Consider the following 16143-nt stretch of genomic DNA (forward strand, 5'->3'; position numbering starts at 1 on the left):
AACATCCGCGGCGCCGACGCGGGTAGGTGACGGCGGCTGCGGATGTCCGTGCAGGAGCCCGGGACGGCAGACGGTGCCCACGCGGAGGATCGTGCGGGGTGCGCATGGGCGGACCGTCGGCTTTCTACGGGCGACTCTGGGTTGAGGGTGCGGAGGGTGGGGACGGGGGTGCGGAACGAGTCCCGGGAGCGGCCCGGTCGCGATCCGTGAGCAGTATTTATATATGCCGTCCGCTTTGCAAGACGTATGAAAACATTCATGCGTGATTTGATCAGGATGATCCCTGTGTGAGCTGGTTCGTCGGGAGTGGCCGAAGGGGCCGGTGGCGGGGTCAGTCCCGCAGGAAGAACTGGTGCTGCTCGGAGATCTGCTCGTACTCCTCGAGCCGCGCCTGGGTGCGCTCGGGATCCGCGTCCGTCATGGCCTGGAGCAGCGCGGCGGCCATCACGCCGGGGGCGGCGTAGGAGTCGAAGACCAGACGGGAGCCGGTGCCGGTGGCGAAGACCACGTCCGCCTCGTCCGCCATCGGGCCGAGCGCCAGGTCGGTGATCAGGGCGACCTTCAGCCCCGCGCTGCGGGCCACGCGCAGGGCCGTGAGCGTCTCCTGCGCGTGCCGGGGCATCGAGAACGCCAGCACCCAGGTGCCGCCGGCCTCGCGGGACTGGAGCAGCGCGTCGTAGGCCACGCTGCCGCCCAGCGTCACCAGCCGTACGTCGGGATGGACGCGCCGCGCCGCGTAGGCGAAGTACTCCGCCAGCGACACCGAGATGCGCACGCCGAGGACGGTCAGCGGCGTCGACGCCGACAGCTTGCGGCCCATGTCGATGAGCTGGTCGGGGTCGGCGAAGTCGCGGCGCAGGTTCTCCAGGTTCTCGATCTCGGCGTCCACCGCGGCCTGGAGTTCGTTGCCCTGGTTCTCCTCGGCCGCGAGGGGCCCGCCGGCCAGGGTGCCCAGGGCGATGGACTGGAGTTTCTCGCGCAACGCGGGGTAGCCGCTGAAGCCCACCGCTGCCGCGAACCGGGTCACCGACGGCTGGCTGACCCCGACGCGCTCGGCGAGGTCGGTGATCGAGAGGAAGGCCGCCTCGGTGATGTGCTCGATCAGGTACTGGGCGATCCGGCGCTGTCCCGGGGACAGTCGCGGCCGGTCGAAGAGGTTCCTGAGCTGGGAAGTCGGTGCGGCCTCCGCTTCCGGTACCGACTTGCCCGAAGTGATGGCGGATGCCTGCGCACGTGCCTGCTGCGGCGATGGCACGGGTGCGCCTCCTTTGTCTTCCACAGTGCCTCAACATAGCTCACACACCCCCGTGACCAGGGGTTGTGGACGGGCCTCGGGAACTCGGCGGACGCATGCTCAAGTTGCTCACGAGGGACGGGTGTCACCGTCGATAGACCGTGATCGAATGACCAATATGGTCGATCGAACGGGCGCTGTCGATCAGTTCGGCCAGTCGTCCCGTGGCCTTCGCCGCCGCCGAATCCGACACCACGAGCAGCCCGCGCACCGCGTCCGGCTCCGCCGTGCGCGGATCGGCCGCCTCGATGCCGTAGTACGACGGCACTCCGGCGCCCTTGTACACGAGCCAGACCCGCTCGCCCGAGTACCGCTCGCGCAGCCGGTCGGCGAGGCGCCCCAGGTCCTGACCCCAGTCCACATTGGAGTCGTGCAGCCGCAGATGCGTCTTGTCCGGACCGCCGAACGCTTCGTTGGAGTACGGCAGATAGAACGGATAGGCGCGCACCGAGCTGACCGCGACGAACAGCACCAGCGCCCCGGCCACGGCACCGGCCCACCGCCGACGCAGCGCGAGGACCCCGGCCGCCGCCACCGCCAGGAACATCGGCACGAAGATCGCGTACCGGGTGCCGAAGTCCCGTGACCCCGTCATCGCCGCGCCGAGCAGTACGGCGGTGGGGACCAGCAGATAGGGCGCCGCGGGCCGCAGCCGCCGTACCGCCACGACCGCGACGGCCCCGGCGAGCCACAGCGCCAGCATCCCGAGCGGCGTCTTCACCAGCAGCGCGGCCGGCAGGTAGTACCAGAGGGACCCGGTGTAGAGCCGCCCGAACAGGAAGCCCTGCCACGGCTGGTCCTCGAAGCCGAACTGCACCCGCATCCCGTCCCGGTACGCCTCCGGGAACGGCAGCAGATCGACGAGCAGCGCCCGCGCCCCGTGCACGACCGGCACCCGCTCCACCGGCGTCCAGCGCAACCGCGGATCGACCACGAGATACGACGCCCATACGACGACCAGGGCGCCCAGCGCGAGAACGGCGGCCCCGGCGACCGCACGGACCAGCCTCCCGCGCCGGTCCTCCACGGTCGACGGCGCGTCACCCTGCCTGCGTCCCTCGGTGTCGGCGTCGGTCTCGGCGCGCCACACCGACCAGGCGGCCAGTGCCAGCAGCACCGGAACCGCCGCCAGCGTGCTCATCTTCGTGGCCGGCGCGGCCCCGGCGGCCAGCCCGGCGAGCGGCACGTACAGCCGTGGACGGTGCCGGGCCCGCCACAGCAGCCACACCGACGTCAGCAGGAACCCGGCGGCCGGAACGTCGAGGGTGGCGAGGGAGCCATGGGTGATGAGGTCGGGGGAGAAGGAGTACAGAGCGAGGGCCATGAGCCCGCCCGCCGGGCCCAGCAGGTCACGGGCGAAGGCGAAGACCACCAGCCCGAACGCCAGCGTCAGTGCGATCACCGGCAGCCGGGCCCACAGCATCACCCGCCAGGGGTCGTTGCCGGACTCGTACAGCAGATGCCGCCCGACCTGTCCCTGGTCGCCCACGAAGGACGGGTCGTAGTGCGGGTCGGCGAACGCGATGCCGGCTTCGACGATCAGCTTGCCCAGGGGCGGGTGTTCGGGGTTGTAGCGGACGCGGTGCTCATGGAGGTAGTCGGTGGCCGTGGCCACGTACACGGGCTCGTCGATGGTCGGCGTCTGCCGCACCGCCGTCGTCACCATCGCGACGGTCATCTGGGCGAGCAGCAGACCCACCAGGAGCGGCACGAGCCAGGGCCGCCGTCGCGGCGGGCGCGCGGGGACGGTGGGGAGGGGTTCCCGGTCCAGGACCGAGTGCAGTTCGCGCGCCATCATCCGCCCCGCGATGACAGGGGCCGCGCGGGAGCGGGAGCGATGCCGAGACGCCTCATGCGCCTACTCTGCATCAGCTCCCGCCCCCGGGGACGTCACCGCTTCAGGAGTCGTACCGACAGACCTTCCGCCGTGTAGACGGGTACGGCCCGCAGCGTGTCGGAGTTCAGCTCCACGCGGTCGAACCGGCCGCGCAGCCCCGCCGTGCTCAGCACGCGGACCACGCTGCCGGCCACCGGCGGCTTCTCGGCGTCCAGGCGCAGCGTGAGCACGCTGCCCATGCCGAGCACCGCACGCCGCGTGACCTCCAGCGCGGGACCGCGGCCCGAGCGCAGGGTGACGTCGAGCGCGGCGGACTCCTGGGCGTAAGTGCCGTGGATCTGCACCGACTTGGCCGTCGCCACCGTCAGTGTGCCGCCGGAGACACGGACGTCGCCGTGGCCGAGGGCGTGGGCGGAGGCGGCGGCCAGCACGCCCTCCTTGACGACGGTGCCGCCCGTGTACCGGTTGTGGCCGGTCAGGGTGAGCGTGCCGGTGCCGCGCTTGGTGAGGCCGCCGTCCCCGTCGATGTCGTTGCGCCAGCTGTCGGCCGCCTGGAAGCCGCCGGCCGACGCGTCGAGGGTGACGGTGACGTCGGAGTCGAAGGAGCCGTACCCGTCCGCCGCGGCGAACAGGTTGAGGCGGCCCCACTGCTCCCAGCCGTCCAGCAGGACGTACCCCGAGGGCAGCGCGGTCGTGCGCAGCACCTCGCGCCGCTGCTCCGCGTCCAGATAGGGCAGCCGCGTCTCCAGCAGCACCTCGGCGCCCTTGGGCACGGTCAGCGGCTCGCTGCGGCCGTGCCGGGTGAGGACGTACGTCAACTTGGGCTCGACCAGGCAGGCGTTGGCGTCTCGGTCCGCGTAGGCGTCGCCGGCGTCCGTGTGGGCGTAGGCGTAGAGGGTGTCGGCCGTCGTGCCGGTCTTCTCCTGGAAGTAGGCGAGGGCCTGGGCGCGGGCGGCGGCCTTGAGGTCGGCGTTCGCGGAGTCGGCCAGCGCGGCGGCGGCCAGGGCGGTGGCCATGACCCGGCCGCCGAGCACATCGACGGTGGAGTGCATGCCGGACATGATCCGGGTGTGGCTGAGCTCGAAGGCGCGGGTCACCAGCTCCTGGAACCGCTCCGGCACCGCGTACGCGAACGCCAGCGCCGCCAGGTGGAAGGCGTTGGTGTGGCCGCTCGGGAAGCCGCCGTCCTCGGCTGCGGTGGTGCCGCGCTGGCGCAGCAGCTGGGGCACGACGACCACGTCCGAGTCGTACACCGGGTAGCCGAGCGCGTCGGTCGTGCCCGTGTCGACGACCTCGCTGTCCTCGTTCATGCGCCACGGACGCGGGTACTGGAAGGCGAACTTGGCCGGGTTGCCGGAGGCGAACGGACCGCGCACGGTGTCCACCAGCTTGGCCACCAGGCCGAGGTCCGAGGTGTACGAGCCGGCGCCGAGCGCGGAACCGGCGGGCGCGCCCGCGGGGACGGCGTCGCTGACGGTCGTCGCGGGCGTGGTGTCCGGCGCGCTGGTGATCGAAGTGACCGCCTTGGCACCCGACTTGTACAGGTCGGCGAGCGGACCGAGCGCGCCGATCATGGCGTAGCTCTGGTGCTGGCGGTCGTAGACGAACGCCTCCCTCGCCTGCGCCTCGGTGCGGGCCTGGGTGAGGCGGGCGCAGTAGCGCATGTTGGCGCGCAGGATCTCGGGCAGCAGCGGGGTGCCGGTGTTCCAGGCGCCGCCGGTCTTCCAGATCTCGGCGAAGCCGCCGAGGGCGCGGATGACCGCGTTGGTCTCGGGCGTCTGGTTCGCGACGACATTCGTCCTGTAGTCGTCGACGAACGCGAGGGCGGCGGTCGCGGCCTTGGCGTCGGCGGCGCCCAGCCAGGAGGCGAAGGTGGGCGCGGCCAGCACACCGGCCGAGACGCCGAGGGACGTCCGGAGGAACCCCCTTCGGCTCGGGGCGAGTTCACTGACCGGCGAGTGCGAGCGGGGCCCGGCGGTTGACGGCATGCGGCTGCCTCTCTTGAGTTCTTCGGCCGTGACGGCCGGGGGAGTCGTGCGAAGGACTGCCGTGGGGCGCGGGAGGCCGGACCGGCCGTATGCGCTTTCTGCGGCGTACGAGCGAAGATCTACGGGCGAGTCGTGTCGGACGGGGGTGGGCCCGGCGTCCGGCAGGTGTCACAGGAGTGAACGCGCCAGCGCCACCGCTCCCTCGACCGGCGGCACCCGCAGCGGCTGTGGCCGCGCTGTCGGAACCCTGTCGGCGAGGGCGGTGGTGAAGGCGTCGTACAGGAGGGGTTGGGCGAGGATCGTGCCGCCCGCCACCACCACGTCGTCGACGGCTACGCCGCGCGCGGCGAGGCGTGCGACGAGGGCGGCGAGGGCCCGGCCGCCTTCGGTGATCACCGTGCGGGCGAGGTGTGAGCCCGCGTCGGCGGCGGCGAACACGGCGGGGGCGTGCCGGCCCCATTCCGCGGAGACGTCCTGGGCGCGTTCGAGTGCCGCGCCGAGCGCGGGCACCTCGGGCACCTCGAAGGCGGCGAGCAGACCGGCGGCGAGGGCGTCGGGCTCCTCTCCGCGGTCGTGGGCGGCCCATACGGCGCGTGCGGCCTCGCGGACGAGACCGGCCGAGCCGCCCTCGTCACCGAGGACCGCGCCCCAGCCGCCGACCTGGACGAGGGAGCCGTCGGCGGTCCTGCCGACGGCCACCGAACCGGTGCCGGCCACCAGGCCGACCCCCTTGTCCAGGCCCGCCGCGGGGGCGAGGAGTTCGGCGTCGCCCACGACCAGTGCGGGCACGTCGAAGTGGAGTTGCAGTGCGGTACGGATCTGGGCGCACTGACGAGGGGTCTCGCAGGCGTGCCCGCCGACGGCGAGGGCGGTCGGGCGGACGCCGGTCGGCAGGGCCTCGGCGACCAGCGCGGCCAGCCAGCCGGCGGCGGCCACGGGGTCGTGTGGCCGCCAGCCGAGACTGAGGCGGACGTGGTCGGTCACCGGGGTGTCTCCCGCGAGCGCACGCAGGTGCGTCTTGGTGCCACCCACGTCGATGCCCAGCACGAGCGGGCCGGAAAACGAGGCTTCCCGCACGGATCCTCTTTCGTCGATGCGTGGTGCTGCGACGGCGGGCGAACCGTGCCTGGAGGAAGGGCAGTTCAGGAGCTAGGGAAGCCCCGGGACGGGCTTCTGACGGACCACGGCAGGCGAGTACCGTGACGTTCGTTAGGAAGTTAACTAACGAAGTACAGTGCGTCAAGAGAAATCGCGTACTCGGCCTCCGGGCGGGCCCAGCGGGGCCCGTGGGGCGGGGACGCGTGACGTCATGGCCTTCCATCGCCGCTCCCCGTTCAGACGCTTCGAGCCGGGGCGCGGCGCTCGACCTGTGTGGGAGAACTGTGGAACACGACGTGGCGGAAGCCCCCCGTCTGACCGAGAGCGCCAGCGCTGTCTTCGCCGTCCTGGCGCGGGCCGGCACGGCGACCCGCCCGCAGCTCGCGAGCCTGGCGGGCCTGTCGAAGCCGACGGTGTCCTCCGCCGTCGCGGAACTCGAGAGCGCCGGTCTCGCCGCCCACTCCGGCACCGCCTCCGGGGCCACCGGCCGCTCCGCCGCCGTATACGGTCTGGGGCCCGCCGCCGGAGCGGTGCTCGCCGTCGACCTCGGCCCGGCCCTCACCCGGGTGCGTGGCTGCGCCCTGGACGGCACCCTGCTCGCCCAGGCCACCGGCTCCCGGGACGAGGCCGCCGACGTGGTCCGCGAGGCCGTGTTCGCGCTGCCCGACGGGGCGCCGGTGCGTTCCATCGTCGTCGCCGTCGGTGATGTCACGGCGGGGGAGGACGGCCGGGGCCAGCGCCCGGCCACCGCGAAGGCGGGGCCCGTCTTCGACGCCGTCACCGTCGCCCTGCCCCGGGGCGTGCCGGTGCATCTGGAGAACAACGTCAACTGCGCCGCGCTCGCCGAACTGCACGAGGGTGCCGCGCGCGGCCGGGCCTCCTTCGGCTATCTGCGGATCGGCGTCGGCATCGGTCTCGGCATCGTCGTCGGCGGCCAGGTGCTGCGCGGGGCGAACGGGGCGGCCGGTGAGCTGGCCCGGCTGCCCTACCCCTGGGACGACGCAGTGGAGCCGCGCCAGGAGGCCCTGGAGGAGTACATCGGCGCCCGCTCGCTGGTGCGCCGGGCCGCCGAGGCCTGGCCGGACGGCGACGGGCCCTGTCCGCGCACCGCCGACGAGCTCTTCGCGCACGCCCGGGAGGGCCGGGCCACGGCCCGCACGGTCGTGGACCGCCACGCGGCCGACATCGGCCGGCTGGCCGCCGCCGTGACCGCCGTACTGGACCCCGGACTGATCGTTCTCGGGGGCAGCACGGGCGCCGATCCGCAGCTCCTGGACGGGGTGCGGGCGGAGATGGCGCGGCTGAGCTGGCCGACCGAGGTGGTCAGCAGCACGGTCGGTGATCTCGGCACCGTCGTGGGTGCCTCCCGGCTCGCCGTCGCCCGGGGAGTCCAAACCGTGACCGATGTGGCGCGGGCCAAGGATTGACGGTTTCCGGCTCGGTCTGCCAATGTCCGGACAAGCGCTTTCTAAGTCGGCCGGGACGCCGGCTTGGAGCGAGCGTCCCGCCCGTACGCGACGTACGGCAACCGCACGAGGGCGTGCCCGTGCGGTGACGGCCAGGACGGCCGGGGATCCTCGCCCGTCAGGAAGACGCGGCCGGGCGAGGCCGCGCCCCCCAGAAAGTGACTTTTCCTGCAAAATGCACCCGTGCCGCCTCGATCGGCGCCGTGCTCCGTCCCCTGCGACGAAAAAGGGATCGAAGATGACCAATGTAGGTGCGCGGCGCTCTCGCCGACTCGGCCGCGGCGGTATGCGCCGCATTGTCCCCCTTGCTGCCGCTGCCTCGGCAGGTGCCCTGCTGCTGACCGCCTGCGGAGGCGGAGGCGACTCGGGCGGTACCTCCAAGTCGCTGACGTTCTGGATCTCCACGGTTCCGGGGCAGGACGCGGGCTGGAAGAAGATGGTGGCGCAGTACAAGAAGGAAACCGGCGTCGCCGTCAAGCTCGTCAACATCCCCTACGACGGCTACACGACGAAGCTGCACAACGCCGCCCAGGCGAACTCGCTGCCCGACGTGGCGACCGTGCCGGCGCTGGACCCGATCTGGTCGAACAAGCTGATCGACCTCAAGGACATCGCCAACAACAAGACCAACAAGATCAACGCCAACTTCGTGGCGAAGGACTCGTCCGGGAAGGTGCTGTCCATCCCCTCGGACGTCACCGCGTCCGGCATGTTCATCAACAAGTCGCTCTTCGAGAAGGCCGGCGTCGAGTACCCGACCTCGCCCGACAAGACCTGGACCTGGGACGAGTTCATCAAGGCGGCCAACACGGTCCGCGAGAAGACCGACGCCAAGTACTCCCTGACCTTCGACCAGTCGCCGTCGCGACTGCGCGCCATGGTGTACGAGATGGGCGGCAAGTACGTCCATGCCGACGACTCCGGCAAGTTCTCGGTGGACGCGGCGACCAAGAAGGCCGTGAACACCTTCGTCGGCTGGAACGACGACAAGACCATGCCGAAGTCGGTGTGGACGTCCGGCGCCGACCCGTCCGCCATGTTCCAGAGCGGTGACGTCGTCGCCTACTGGTCCGGCGTGTGGCAGGTGCCCGCCTTCGCGGACAGCATCAAGAAGTTCGAGTGGGCGAGCGTCCCGACCCCGGCCCAGCCGGTGCAGGCCAGTGACGTCAACAGCGGCGGCATGACGGTCGGCTTCAACAACAACGCCGACGCCTCCAAGGCCGCGACGAAGTTCCTGTCCTGGCTGTACGAGCCGGCCCACTACAAGGCGCTGTGCGAGGCGTCCGGCTTCCTGCCGGTCGAGAGCGGTCTGAACCCGACGTACCCCTTCAAGTCCGAGGCGGCGCAGGCGGCGTTCAAGCTCTACAACGAGGAGATCCCGCTCTACGACCCGATCTCCGGCTACTTCAACGGCGCGCAGACCAACTGGGTGCTGAAGGGCAAGAGCCTGACCGAGGACCCGACCAAGACGGAGCTCGGCAAGGCGATCAACGGCCAGCAGTCGGCCGACAAGGCCCTTCAGAACATCGTGGACGGCTACAACCAGCAGGTCGGCGGCTGAGCGTAGGCCTCCGGAAGGCCCGGGCGGCGGTGTCCCGACCCCGCCGCCCGGCCCCGGGCACCCCACGTGATGCCGGGCCCCTGGCCTGAGCCCACCGCACCCCATTCCCCCAGCACGGAGTCAGGAAGATGACAAAACGCGCCTCGGACGTGACCGCGAGCCCGCCGGGCCGGCCCAGGAGACGCAGTAAGTACACCGTTGCGCCGCTCGTTCTCATCGCGGCCAATGTCGTGCTCTTCTCGCTGTTCTTCGTCTGGCCTGCGGTGATCGGGCTCGTCTACTCGTTCACGAACTACACGGGTGTGGGGGCGTTCCAGTTCGTCGGACTGGACAACTACCAGAACCTGTTCGGGGACTCCACGTTCTACGACGCGCTGTCCCGGACGCTGCTGTACACCGTGCTCGTCGTTCCGCTGAACTTCGTGCTCTCGCTGCTCATCGCCAACCTCGTGGTGAGCAAGCAGGCCAAGGGCGCCTCGATCGCCCGGGTCGTCTTCTTCATCCCGTGGCTCATCTCGCCCATTGTCGTGGGTGTCCTGTGGCGGTGGCTGTTCGGTGAGAACTTCGGACTGATCAACTACGTCATCGAGAAGCTCGGCGGGAGCGCGATCGCGTGGCAGTCCAACGCGGACCTGTCGCTGGGCGTCGTGGTGATGGCCGGCGCCTGGTGGGGAACGGCCTTCTCGATGCTGCTGTTCATCGCGGCGATCAAGAACGTGCCCACCTCGTACTACGAGGCGGCCTCGCTCGACGGGGCGGGACCCTGGCGCCAGTTCTTCAGCATCACGCTGCCGAGCATCGCGCCCACCTCCTTCATCGTCATCCTGCTCAACACGATCAACGCGATGAAGGAGTACCCGCTCTTCCTCGCCCTCAACAACGGCGGACCGGGCACCTCGAACAACCTGCTCGTCCAGTACATCTACCAAACCGGCTTCAAAACCGGCCAGATCGGCTACGCGAGCGCGGCGTCGTTCGTGCTCATGCTCATCCTGATGGCCGTCGCGATCATCCAGCTGATCGTCAACCGGCGGATGGAGAACCGATGACCACCACAGACATGCCACGCAAGGTCGACGCCGGGTCCGGACGGGCTGTCACCAAGAAGCGGTCCCGCGGCGCGGGCGGCAACGGTGGGCTTCGCAGCGTGGTGTCCGCGACGACACTGATGTGGATCCTGGCGGCCCTCTACGGCCTTCCGGTGCTGTGGTTCGTCCTCAGCTCCTTCAAGCCGGCCGGAGACCTGTTCTCCCTTCCGCTGACGATCCTTCCGCACAACCCGACCCTGTCGGGTTACCAGGCGGCCTGGGACAGCGCCAACTTCTCGCAGTACTTCATCAACACGGCCATCGTGTGCGTGATCACCACGATCCTCACCGTGGGCGCCAGCTGCTGCACCGGCTACGCCCTGGCCAAGTACGACAACAAGTGGCTGAAGTTCTTCTTCCTCTGCATCCTGGCCACCACGATGCTGCCGTCCGAGGTCATGCTCGCCCCGGAGTTCCTGGTCGTCCGAGACCTGGGCCTCTACAACTCCTTCAGCGGCATCATCCTCCCGGCGGTGCTCACCGCGACCGGCTGCTTCATGTTCCGCCAGTTCTTCCTGACGGTCCCCGACGAGCTCATCGAGGCCGCCCGCATCGACGGCGCCCGCGAACTGTCCATCTTCCTGCGGATCATGGTGCCGATCTCCCGGCCCATCATGCTGACGCTCGCCATCCTGTCCTTCCAGTGGCGCTGGAACGACTACATCTGGCCGCTGCTGATGCTCAACGACCCCGACAAGTTCACCGTGCAGATCGGCATCCAGAGCCTCGTCGGGGCGCAGAACATCAACTGGTCGGTGCTGCTGGGCGGTTCGGTCATCTCGATGATCCCGCTGATCGCCGTCTTCCTCGTGTTCCAGCGCTACGTCATGAGCGCCGACATCAACGCAGGCCTGAAGGACTGATCTTGCCCACTCCGCTCGACCACGAGTTCGTCCGGGCGGCGGCGCGAGCCGCCGACGGGTCGGCCGCCCCGCTCGCGGCCGACCCGGACGCGGAACCCACCGGGCCGCACCGCACCCTGGCCCGGCGGGTGAAGACACTGGTCGCGGCGTACCGCTCGCCGGACTCCGCGCTGCACGGCAGCGAGCGGGCCGTCGCCGCCGCGCTGACCCACCTCCGCGCCCTGCGGGCCGTGCAGACACCCTCCGGTCTCTTCGCCGGCGGCGACAACGTCCAGTCACCGCCCGACTCCGCGTTCACCGTCAACGACGTGTGCGACGCGTACGTCCTCGCCGCCGACGCGGGACCGGAACTGGGCGAGGTCACGGCCGCGCTCGCCGAGATCGCCGGCGCCGCCACCGACAGTCTCCTGACCGGTGGCGTGCACACCCCGAACCACCGCTGGGAGCTGTCCGCGGCGCTGGCCCGGCTGCACCGGTCGTTCCCCGACGACCGGCTGCTCGCCCGCGTCGAGGAGTGGCTCGCCGAGGGCGTCGACATCGACGCCGACGGCCTGTACTCGGAACGCAGCGCCGTCTACGCGTCCATCGTCACCAACCCGGCGCTGCTGTTGCTGGCCGAGGTGCTCGGGCGCAGCGACCTGCTGGACGCCGTCGAACGCAACCTCACCGCGACCCTGGACCTGATCAGGCCGGACGGCACGGTGGAGACCGTCCACTCGCGCCGCCAGGACCAGAGGCTGTCGTTCGCGCTGTGGCCCTACCTGCCGCACTACCGGCTGCTCGCGATCCGCACCGGCCGGGGCGACTTCGCCCGCGCGGCCCGCCTGGCGGCCGCCGACGGCATCCACGACCCCGACCTGCTCGCCCAGACCCTCCTCACCCCGGAGCTGTGCCGCGCCCTGCCGGCCTCGGACGTGGAGCAGCTCCCGCGCGACCGGTACCTCCCCACCGCCCGCCTCGCCGCCCACGCCTCGGCCACCGCGCACACCGTGGTGTACGGCGGCTCCGACGTGCCCGAGCACCGGCGCATCCGCTCGGGCCTCGCCTGCAACCCCACCTTCCTGCGCCTGTTCGCCGGTGCCGCCGTCCTCGACGCGGTCCGCCTCTCGCGGGTGTTCTTCGACCTGGGCCCGTTCCGTGCCGACGCCATGGAACAGCTCGCCGACCACCGGTACCGGCTCACCCAAACCCTCACCACCGCCTACTACCAGCCGCTCCCGAAGGACCACAGGCGCGACGACGGCGCCTACCGGCTGGTGGACGAGGGCCGCTTCTCCGCGGCGATGGCCTTCCCCGACCGCCCTCAGGACGAGGTCTCCCACACGACCCGGATCGAGGTCGACCTGCGGGAGGACGGGGCCGACCTGCGGATCGACATCAGCGGCCCCTCGGTGCCGTGGGCCCTCGAACTGACCTTCCGGCCGGGCGGCGAGCAGCAGGGCGCCGTACCGCTCGGCGACGGAACCTGGTGCCTGACGACCGAGCCGATGACCTACCGCGTCGGCGACGACGAGATCCGGGTCGAGGCCGCCGTCGAGACGGGCGAACCGCTCGCCGGACCGGACCGGACCGACGTACTGCGCTACGACCCGGGGCAGGACTACACCGTGGCCGGCGGCACCGACGCGACGACCGGGAACCGCGTCTACCTCGGCGGGCACGGACCGCAGGCACTGACCCTCACACTGCGCGCCACCTCTCAGGCATGAAGGGCTGATCTCCTTGCACCTCCCACGCCAGCTCGGCCCGCTGCACGACCTGCCGGACACCCCGGCGGCGTACGACGCCGTGCTCGCCGACGTCACCGAGCAGGCCCTCGCGCGCCTCACCCCCGAGGGCAACCTCGAACACCCCGACTGCGTCGACGACATCGGCGACACCTCGCTCGGCATCACCTCCCTGCTCGCCTTCGCCTGGCAGCGCACCAAGGACGACCGGCTGCCCGAGGCGGTCCGCCGCAGCCTCGCCTTCCATCTGCGCGAGCGGGTCTACACCGACGACAACCCCGGCTACCCGAACCTGACCCTGCGCAACTCCGGCCTGCCGTACGCCCGTTACACCCTGGCGGCCGGTGCGCACCCCATCGGCGACTGGCCGAGCACGGTGTGGGCGCTGCTCCAGGCGGTGAACCTCCTCGACGCGGCCGACGGTCTGGTCGACGACGTCCAGCGCGCCGAACTCCTCGACGTGGCCCACGGGTACTGGCGCTGGCTGACCGAGGCGACCTTCTTCAACCCGCAGGAGGCGGGCAACCAGGCGATCGGCTGCGTCGTCGGCGGGCTGATGCTCGCCCGCCATCTCCCGTCGGCGGAAGGGGAGTCGGTCCGTGCCCGCGCGATCGAGCTGTACGTCGAGAAGATCCGCGCCCACCGGGTCGCCGACCGCGGCGCGCTCCTGCCGCCCGAGCACGGCGGCGCCTACGACAACAACTACGGCCCGATCTCCCTGTCCTTCCTCGCCCAGGCCCACCGGATCAGCGGCGAGGAGATCTTCGCCCAGGACGGCGACGCCCTCGCCCGCTACATCGACGCCCGCCTGACGAACGGCGGCTTCGACAACGGCGGCCCCCGCTACAGCGAGCAGCACTCCGCCTTCGAATCGGTCCTGGGCCTGCGGTACTTCGGCGCCCGTATCGGCGCCGACCTCGGCCGTTACCGGGCCGACAGCCGCTGGGCCCGGCACGCGGTCAAGGCGGACGGCGGGGTCGACGGACACTTCGCGTGGATGCTGGTCTGGCAGATCCAGGACACGACGCGCTGGCACCGGGAGGCGTCCACCGCCCCCGCCCGGCATCAACTGCGTGCCGGGACGGTCTCGGTGGCCTTCGACGACCGGATGACCCCGGCGGTCGTCGAGGCCGCGGGCACCTACCACCTGGCCGCGGCCGTGAACCGTCAGCACGGCTTCGGCCCGGTCGTCGACGGCTTCCTGCTCTGCCGCCCCATGGGCGAGGTCCGCGTCCGCGACCTGCGCACCGACGGCCTCACCGCCAAGCTGGTCACCAAGCCGGCCGTCGGCCGCGACCACGTCCTGCGGCATGTGCGGTCCCTGTACGTCACCGACGGCACGAGCCTGTGGATGACCGTCGCGGTGGAGCGCCTCCCCGGCACGCCCTACCTGCTCGCCGGGATGCCGTACGCCGCGGACGACGGCGACCGGGTGCGCCGCACCGCGGACGCCGAGGTCGTCGCCGCCGGTGAACTGCGGCTGACGCACCCCGAGTCGCAGGGCATCGACCACTTCGACGCCCGCTCGGAACAGACGCAGGAGCAGGCGGCGTTCGCGCTCGCCGCCGACCCCCGGGGGTACGGCAACCCCGACGAGGGCTGGCTGCACCTGGTGTCGTCCACGGCCCTGGAGGCCGAGCCGGTGCCGGACGCGCCCGAGGACCTGCATGTCTTCGCGGTGCGCTACGGACCCGGTGGAGAGTTCACGCCCACGTTCGAGCACGGCGCCGAAGGACTGACCGTCCGCACGGAGGCCTTCACGGCCGTCATCGGTGATCCGGCCGGAGACGCCCAGGGGGAGCCGGAGCTGACGCTGCGCGCCTGAGCCCAGCCGGCCTTTCGACGCCTACCGGAACGCGGCGGCGTTCCGGCGCGCCCACTCCGCGAACGTTCCCGGTGCCCGACCGGTGACCCGCTCGATGTCGGGGCTGACCCGCTGCTCGGCCGGGGTGGGCGTGCCGAGGACGGCGAGGGTGGTGTCGGCCACCGGCTCGGGCATGAACCGCAGCAGCCGCGCCCGCGCCTCGTCCCGGCCCAGCTCGACGAAGCGCACCGGCTCACCCACCGCCTCCCCGAGGGCCACGGCCTGCTGACGGGGCGTCACCACGGTCGGGCCGGTCAACTCATAGGCCTGTCCGGCGTGTCCGTCCTCACGCAGGGCCACCGCGGCCACCGCCGCGATGTCGGCCGGGTCGACCGTGGGCAGCCCGACATCCCCGAACGGCGCGGCCACGGTGCGCTGTTCACGCACCGACTCCGCCCACTGGAACGCGTTGGAGTGGAAGCCGCCCGGTCGCAGTGACGTCCACTCCAGGCCGGAGTGCCGCACTGCCTCCTCGATGGCGCGGCCCGTGCCGCCGTGCGAGGCCGACTCCGGCCTGGTCACCACGCCCAGCGAGGACAGCAGCACGACCCGCCGCACCCCGCCCGCCCCGGCCACCTCCAGCAGACGCGGGACGTCGAGCAGATGCGCGACGGGACCGCCGTCGTGCAGGAACAGCGCCTCCGCGCCGTCGAACACGGGCTTGAGGCTGTCGGGATCCGTCAACTCCGCCCGCCGCGCCAGAACGCCGTCCGGGACATCCCCCTCGGCGATCCGCCGGGACGTCGCCGTCACCTGGGCACCGGACGCGGCCAGCGTCCGGACGAGCTCCCGGCCGACGTTCCCCGTCGCCCCCGTCACCACGATCATGAGTAACTCCCTTGTGAAACCGGCCTTGTTGCCGACGAAGGGACGCTAACACCGTGGATATAGTAGGTACCTAGAGGAAAGTGACTACCCCGGAGGGTTGCGGATGCAGGTCACGGACACCACCACGGAACCCGAACTCGCCTGCCCCATAGCCCCGGTGGTGGACATCGTGTTCAGCCGCTGGACCACGCCGATCCTGTGGAGCCTGCACGCGCACGGCCGGCAGCGGTTCGTCGAACTGGAGCGGCGCATCGCCAGGATCACGCCGAAGGTGCTGACACAGCGGCTGCGCCAGCTGGAGCGGGACGGCCTGGTCGTACGGACGTACCACCCCGAGGTGCCGCCGCGGGTCGAGTACGAGATCAGCGAACTCGGCCGCAGTCTCGCCCCGCTCTTCGCGCATCTCGCCGACTGGTCGACCGAACACCTCGGCGAGGTCGAGAAGGCCAGACAGGCCTACGACACCGAGTGACGCGGGCTGCGGCGGGCCCGTCGCCCAGGACACCGCCTGCGCGGGCTGTGACGGGCC

12 protein-coding genes are annotated in these 16143 nt (G+C 71.3%); 7 read left to right on the forward strand and 5 right to left on the reverse strand.

Annotated elements, in window-relative coordinates:
• Positions 1-331 precede the first annotated feature (331 nt).
• The 4 genes from OG866_RS40660 to OG866_RS40675 all read right to left on the reverse strand — a co-directional run bounded on the left by OG866_RS40660 (position 332) and on the right by OG866_RS40675 (position 6196).
• Positions 332-1255, reverse strand: a complete 924-nt coding sequence (locus OG866_RS40660; protein ID WP_329342628.1) for a MurR/RpiR family transcriptional regulator — start codon at positions 1253-1255, stop codon at positions 332-334.
• A gap of 124 nt (positions 1256-1379) precedes the next feature.
• The gene (locus OG866_RS40665) at positions 1380-3092 is read right to left on the reverse strand and encodes a phospholipid carrier-dependent glycosyltransferase (RefSeq protein ID WP_329342629.1); all 1713 of its coding nucleotides are present in this window, start codon (positions 3090-3092) and stop codon (positions 1380-1382) included.
• Positions 3093-3184: 92 nt separating this feature from the next.
• Positions 3185-5119 (reverse strand): phosphatase PAP2 family protein, encoded by a 1935-nt coding sequence (locus OG866_RS40670; RefSeq protein ID WP_329342630.1) that lies wholly within the window; start codon positions 5117-5119, stop codon positions 3185-3187.
• Between the two features lie 168 nt (positions 5120-5287).
• Positions 5288-6196: a BadF/BadG/BcrA/BcrD ATPase family protein gene (locus OG866_RS40675; protein WP_329342632.1), complete on the reverse strand. Its 909-nt coding sequence runs from the start codon at positions 6194-6196 to the stop codon at positions 5288-5290.
• Between the two features lie 317 nt (positions 6197-6513).
• Here OG866_RS40675 and OG866_RS40680 point away from each other — a divergent pair, with 317 nt between their 5' ends.
• The 6 genes from OG866_RS40680 (at position 6514) to OG866_RS40705 (ending at position 14747) form a co-directional block, all read left to right on the forward strand.
• Positions 6514-7644: an ROK family transcriptional regulator gene (locus OG866_RS40680; RefSeq protein ID WP_329342634.1), complete on the forward strand. Its 1131-nt coding sequence runs from the start codon at positions 6514-6516 to the stop codon at positions 7642-7644.
• Positions 7645-7921: 277 nt separating this feature from the next.
• Positions 7922-9244, forward strand: coding sequence for an ABC transporter substrate-binding protein (locus tag OG866_RS40685; protein WP_329342636.1), 1323 nt, complete (start codon positions 7922-7924; stop codon positions 9242-9244).
• A gap of 128 nt (positions 9245-9372) precedes the next feature.
• The gene (locus OG866_RS40690; protein WP_329342639.1) at positions 9373-10293 is read left to right on the forward strand and encodes a carbohydrate ABC transporter permease; all 921 of its coding nucleotides are present in this window, start codon (positions 9373-9375) and stop codon (positions 10291-10293) included.
• Complete coding sequence (locus tag OG866_RS40695) at positions 10290-11195, forward strand: carbohydrate ABC transporter permease (RefSeq protein ID WP_329342641.1); 906 nt, start codon at positions 10290-10292, stop codon at positions 11193-11195. The genes OG866_RS40690 and OG866_RS40695 overlap by 4 nt, the downstream gene beginning before the upstream one ends.
• A gap of 2 nt (positions 11196-11197) precedes the next feature.
• A complete protein-coding gene (locus tag OG866_RS40700) occupies positions 11198-12904 on the forward strand; it encodes a hypothetical protein (RefSeq protein ID WP_329342642.1) in 1707 nt (568 codons plus the stop codon).
• Positions 12905-12917: 13 nt separating this feature from the next.
• Entirely contained in the window at positions 12918-14747 is a 1830-nt protein-coding gene (locus tag OG866_RS40705) for a hypothetical protein (protein WP_329342644.1), read from the forward strand.
• Positions 14748-14768: 21 nt separating this feature from the next.
• Here the strand turns inward: OG866_RS40705 and OG866_RS40710 are convergent, their stop codons facing one another.
• On the reverse strand, positions 14769-15614 hold the full coding sequence (locus OG866_RS40710; RefSeq protein WP_329342646.1) for an NAD(P)H-binding protein: 846 nt from the start codon (positions 15612-15614) through the stop codon (positions 14769-14771).
• A gap of 103 nt (positions 15615-15717) precedes the next feature.
• Here OG866_RS40710 and OG866_RS40715 point away from each other — a divergent pair, with 103 nt between their 5' ends.
• A complete protein-coding gene (locus OG866_RS40715; protein WP_329342647.1) occupies positions 15718-16086 on the forward strand; it encodes a winged helix-turn-helix transcriptional regulator in 369 nt (122 codons plus the stop codon).
• Positions 16087-16143: the final 57 nt, after the last annotated feature.

It is taken from the genome of Streptomyces sp. NBC_00663 (assembly GCF_036226885.1).
Classification (GTDB): domain Bacteria; phylum Actinomycetota; class Actinomycetes; order Streptomycetales; family Streptomycetaceae; genus Streptomyces.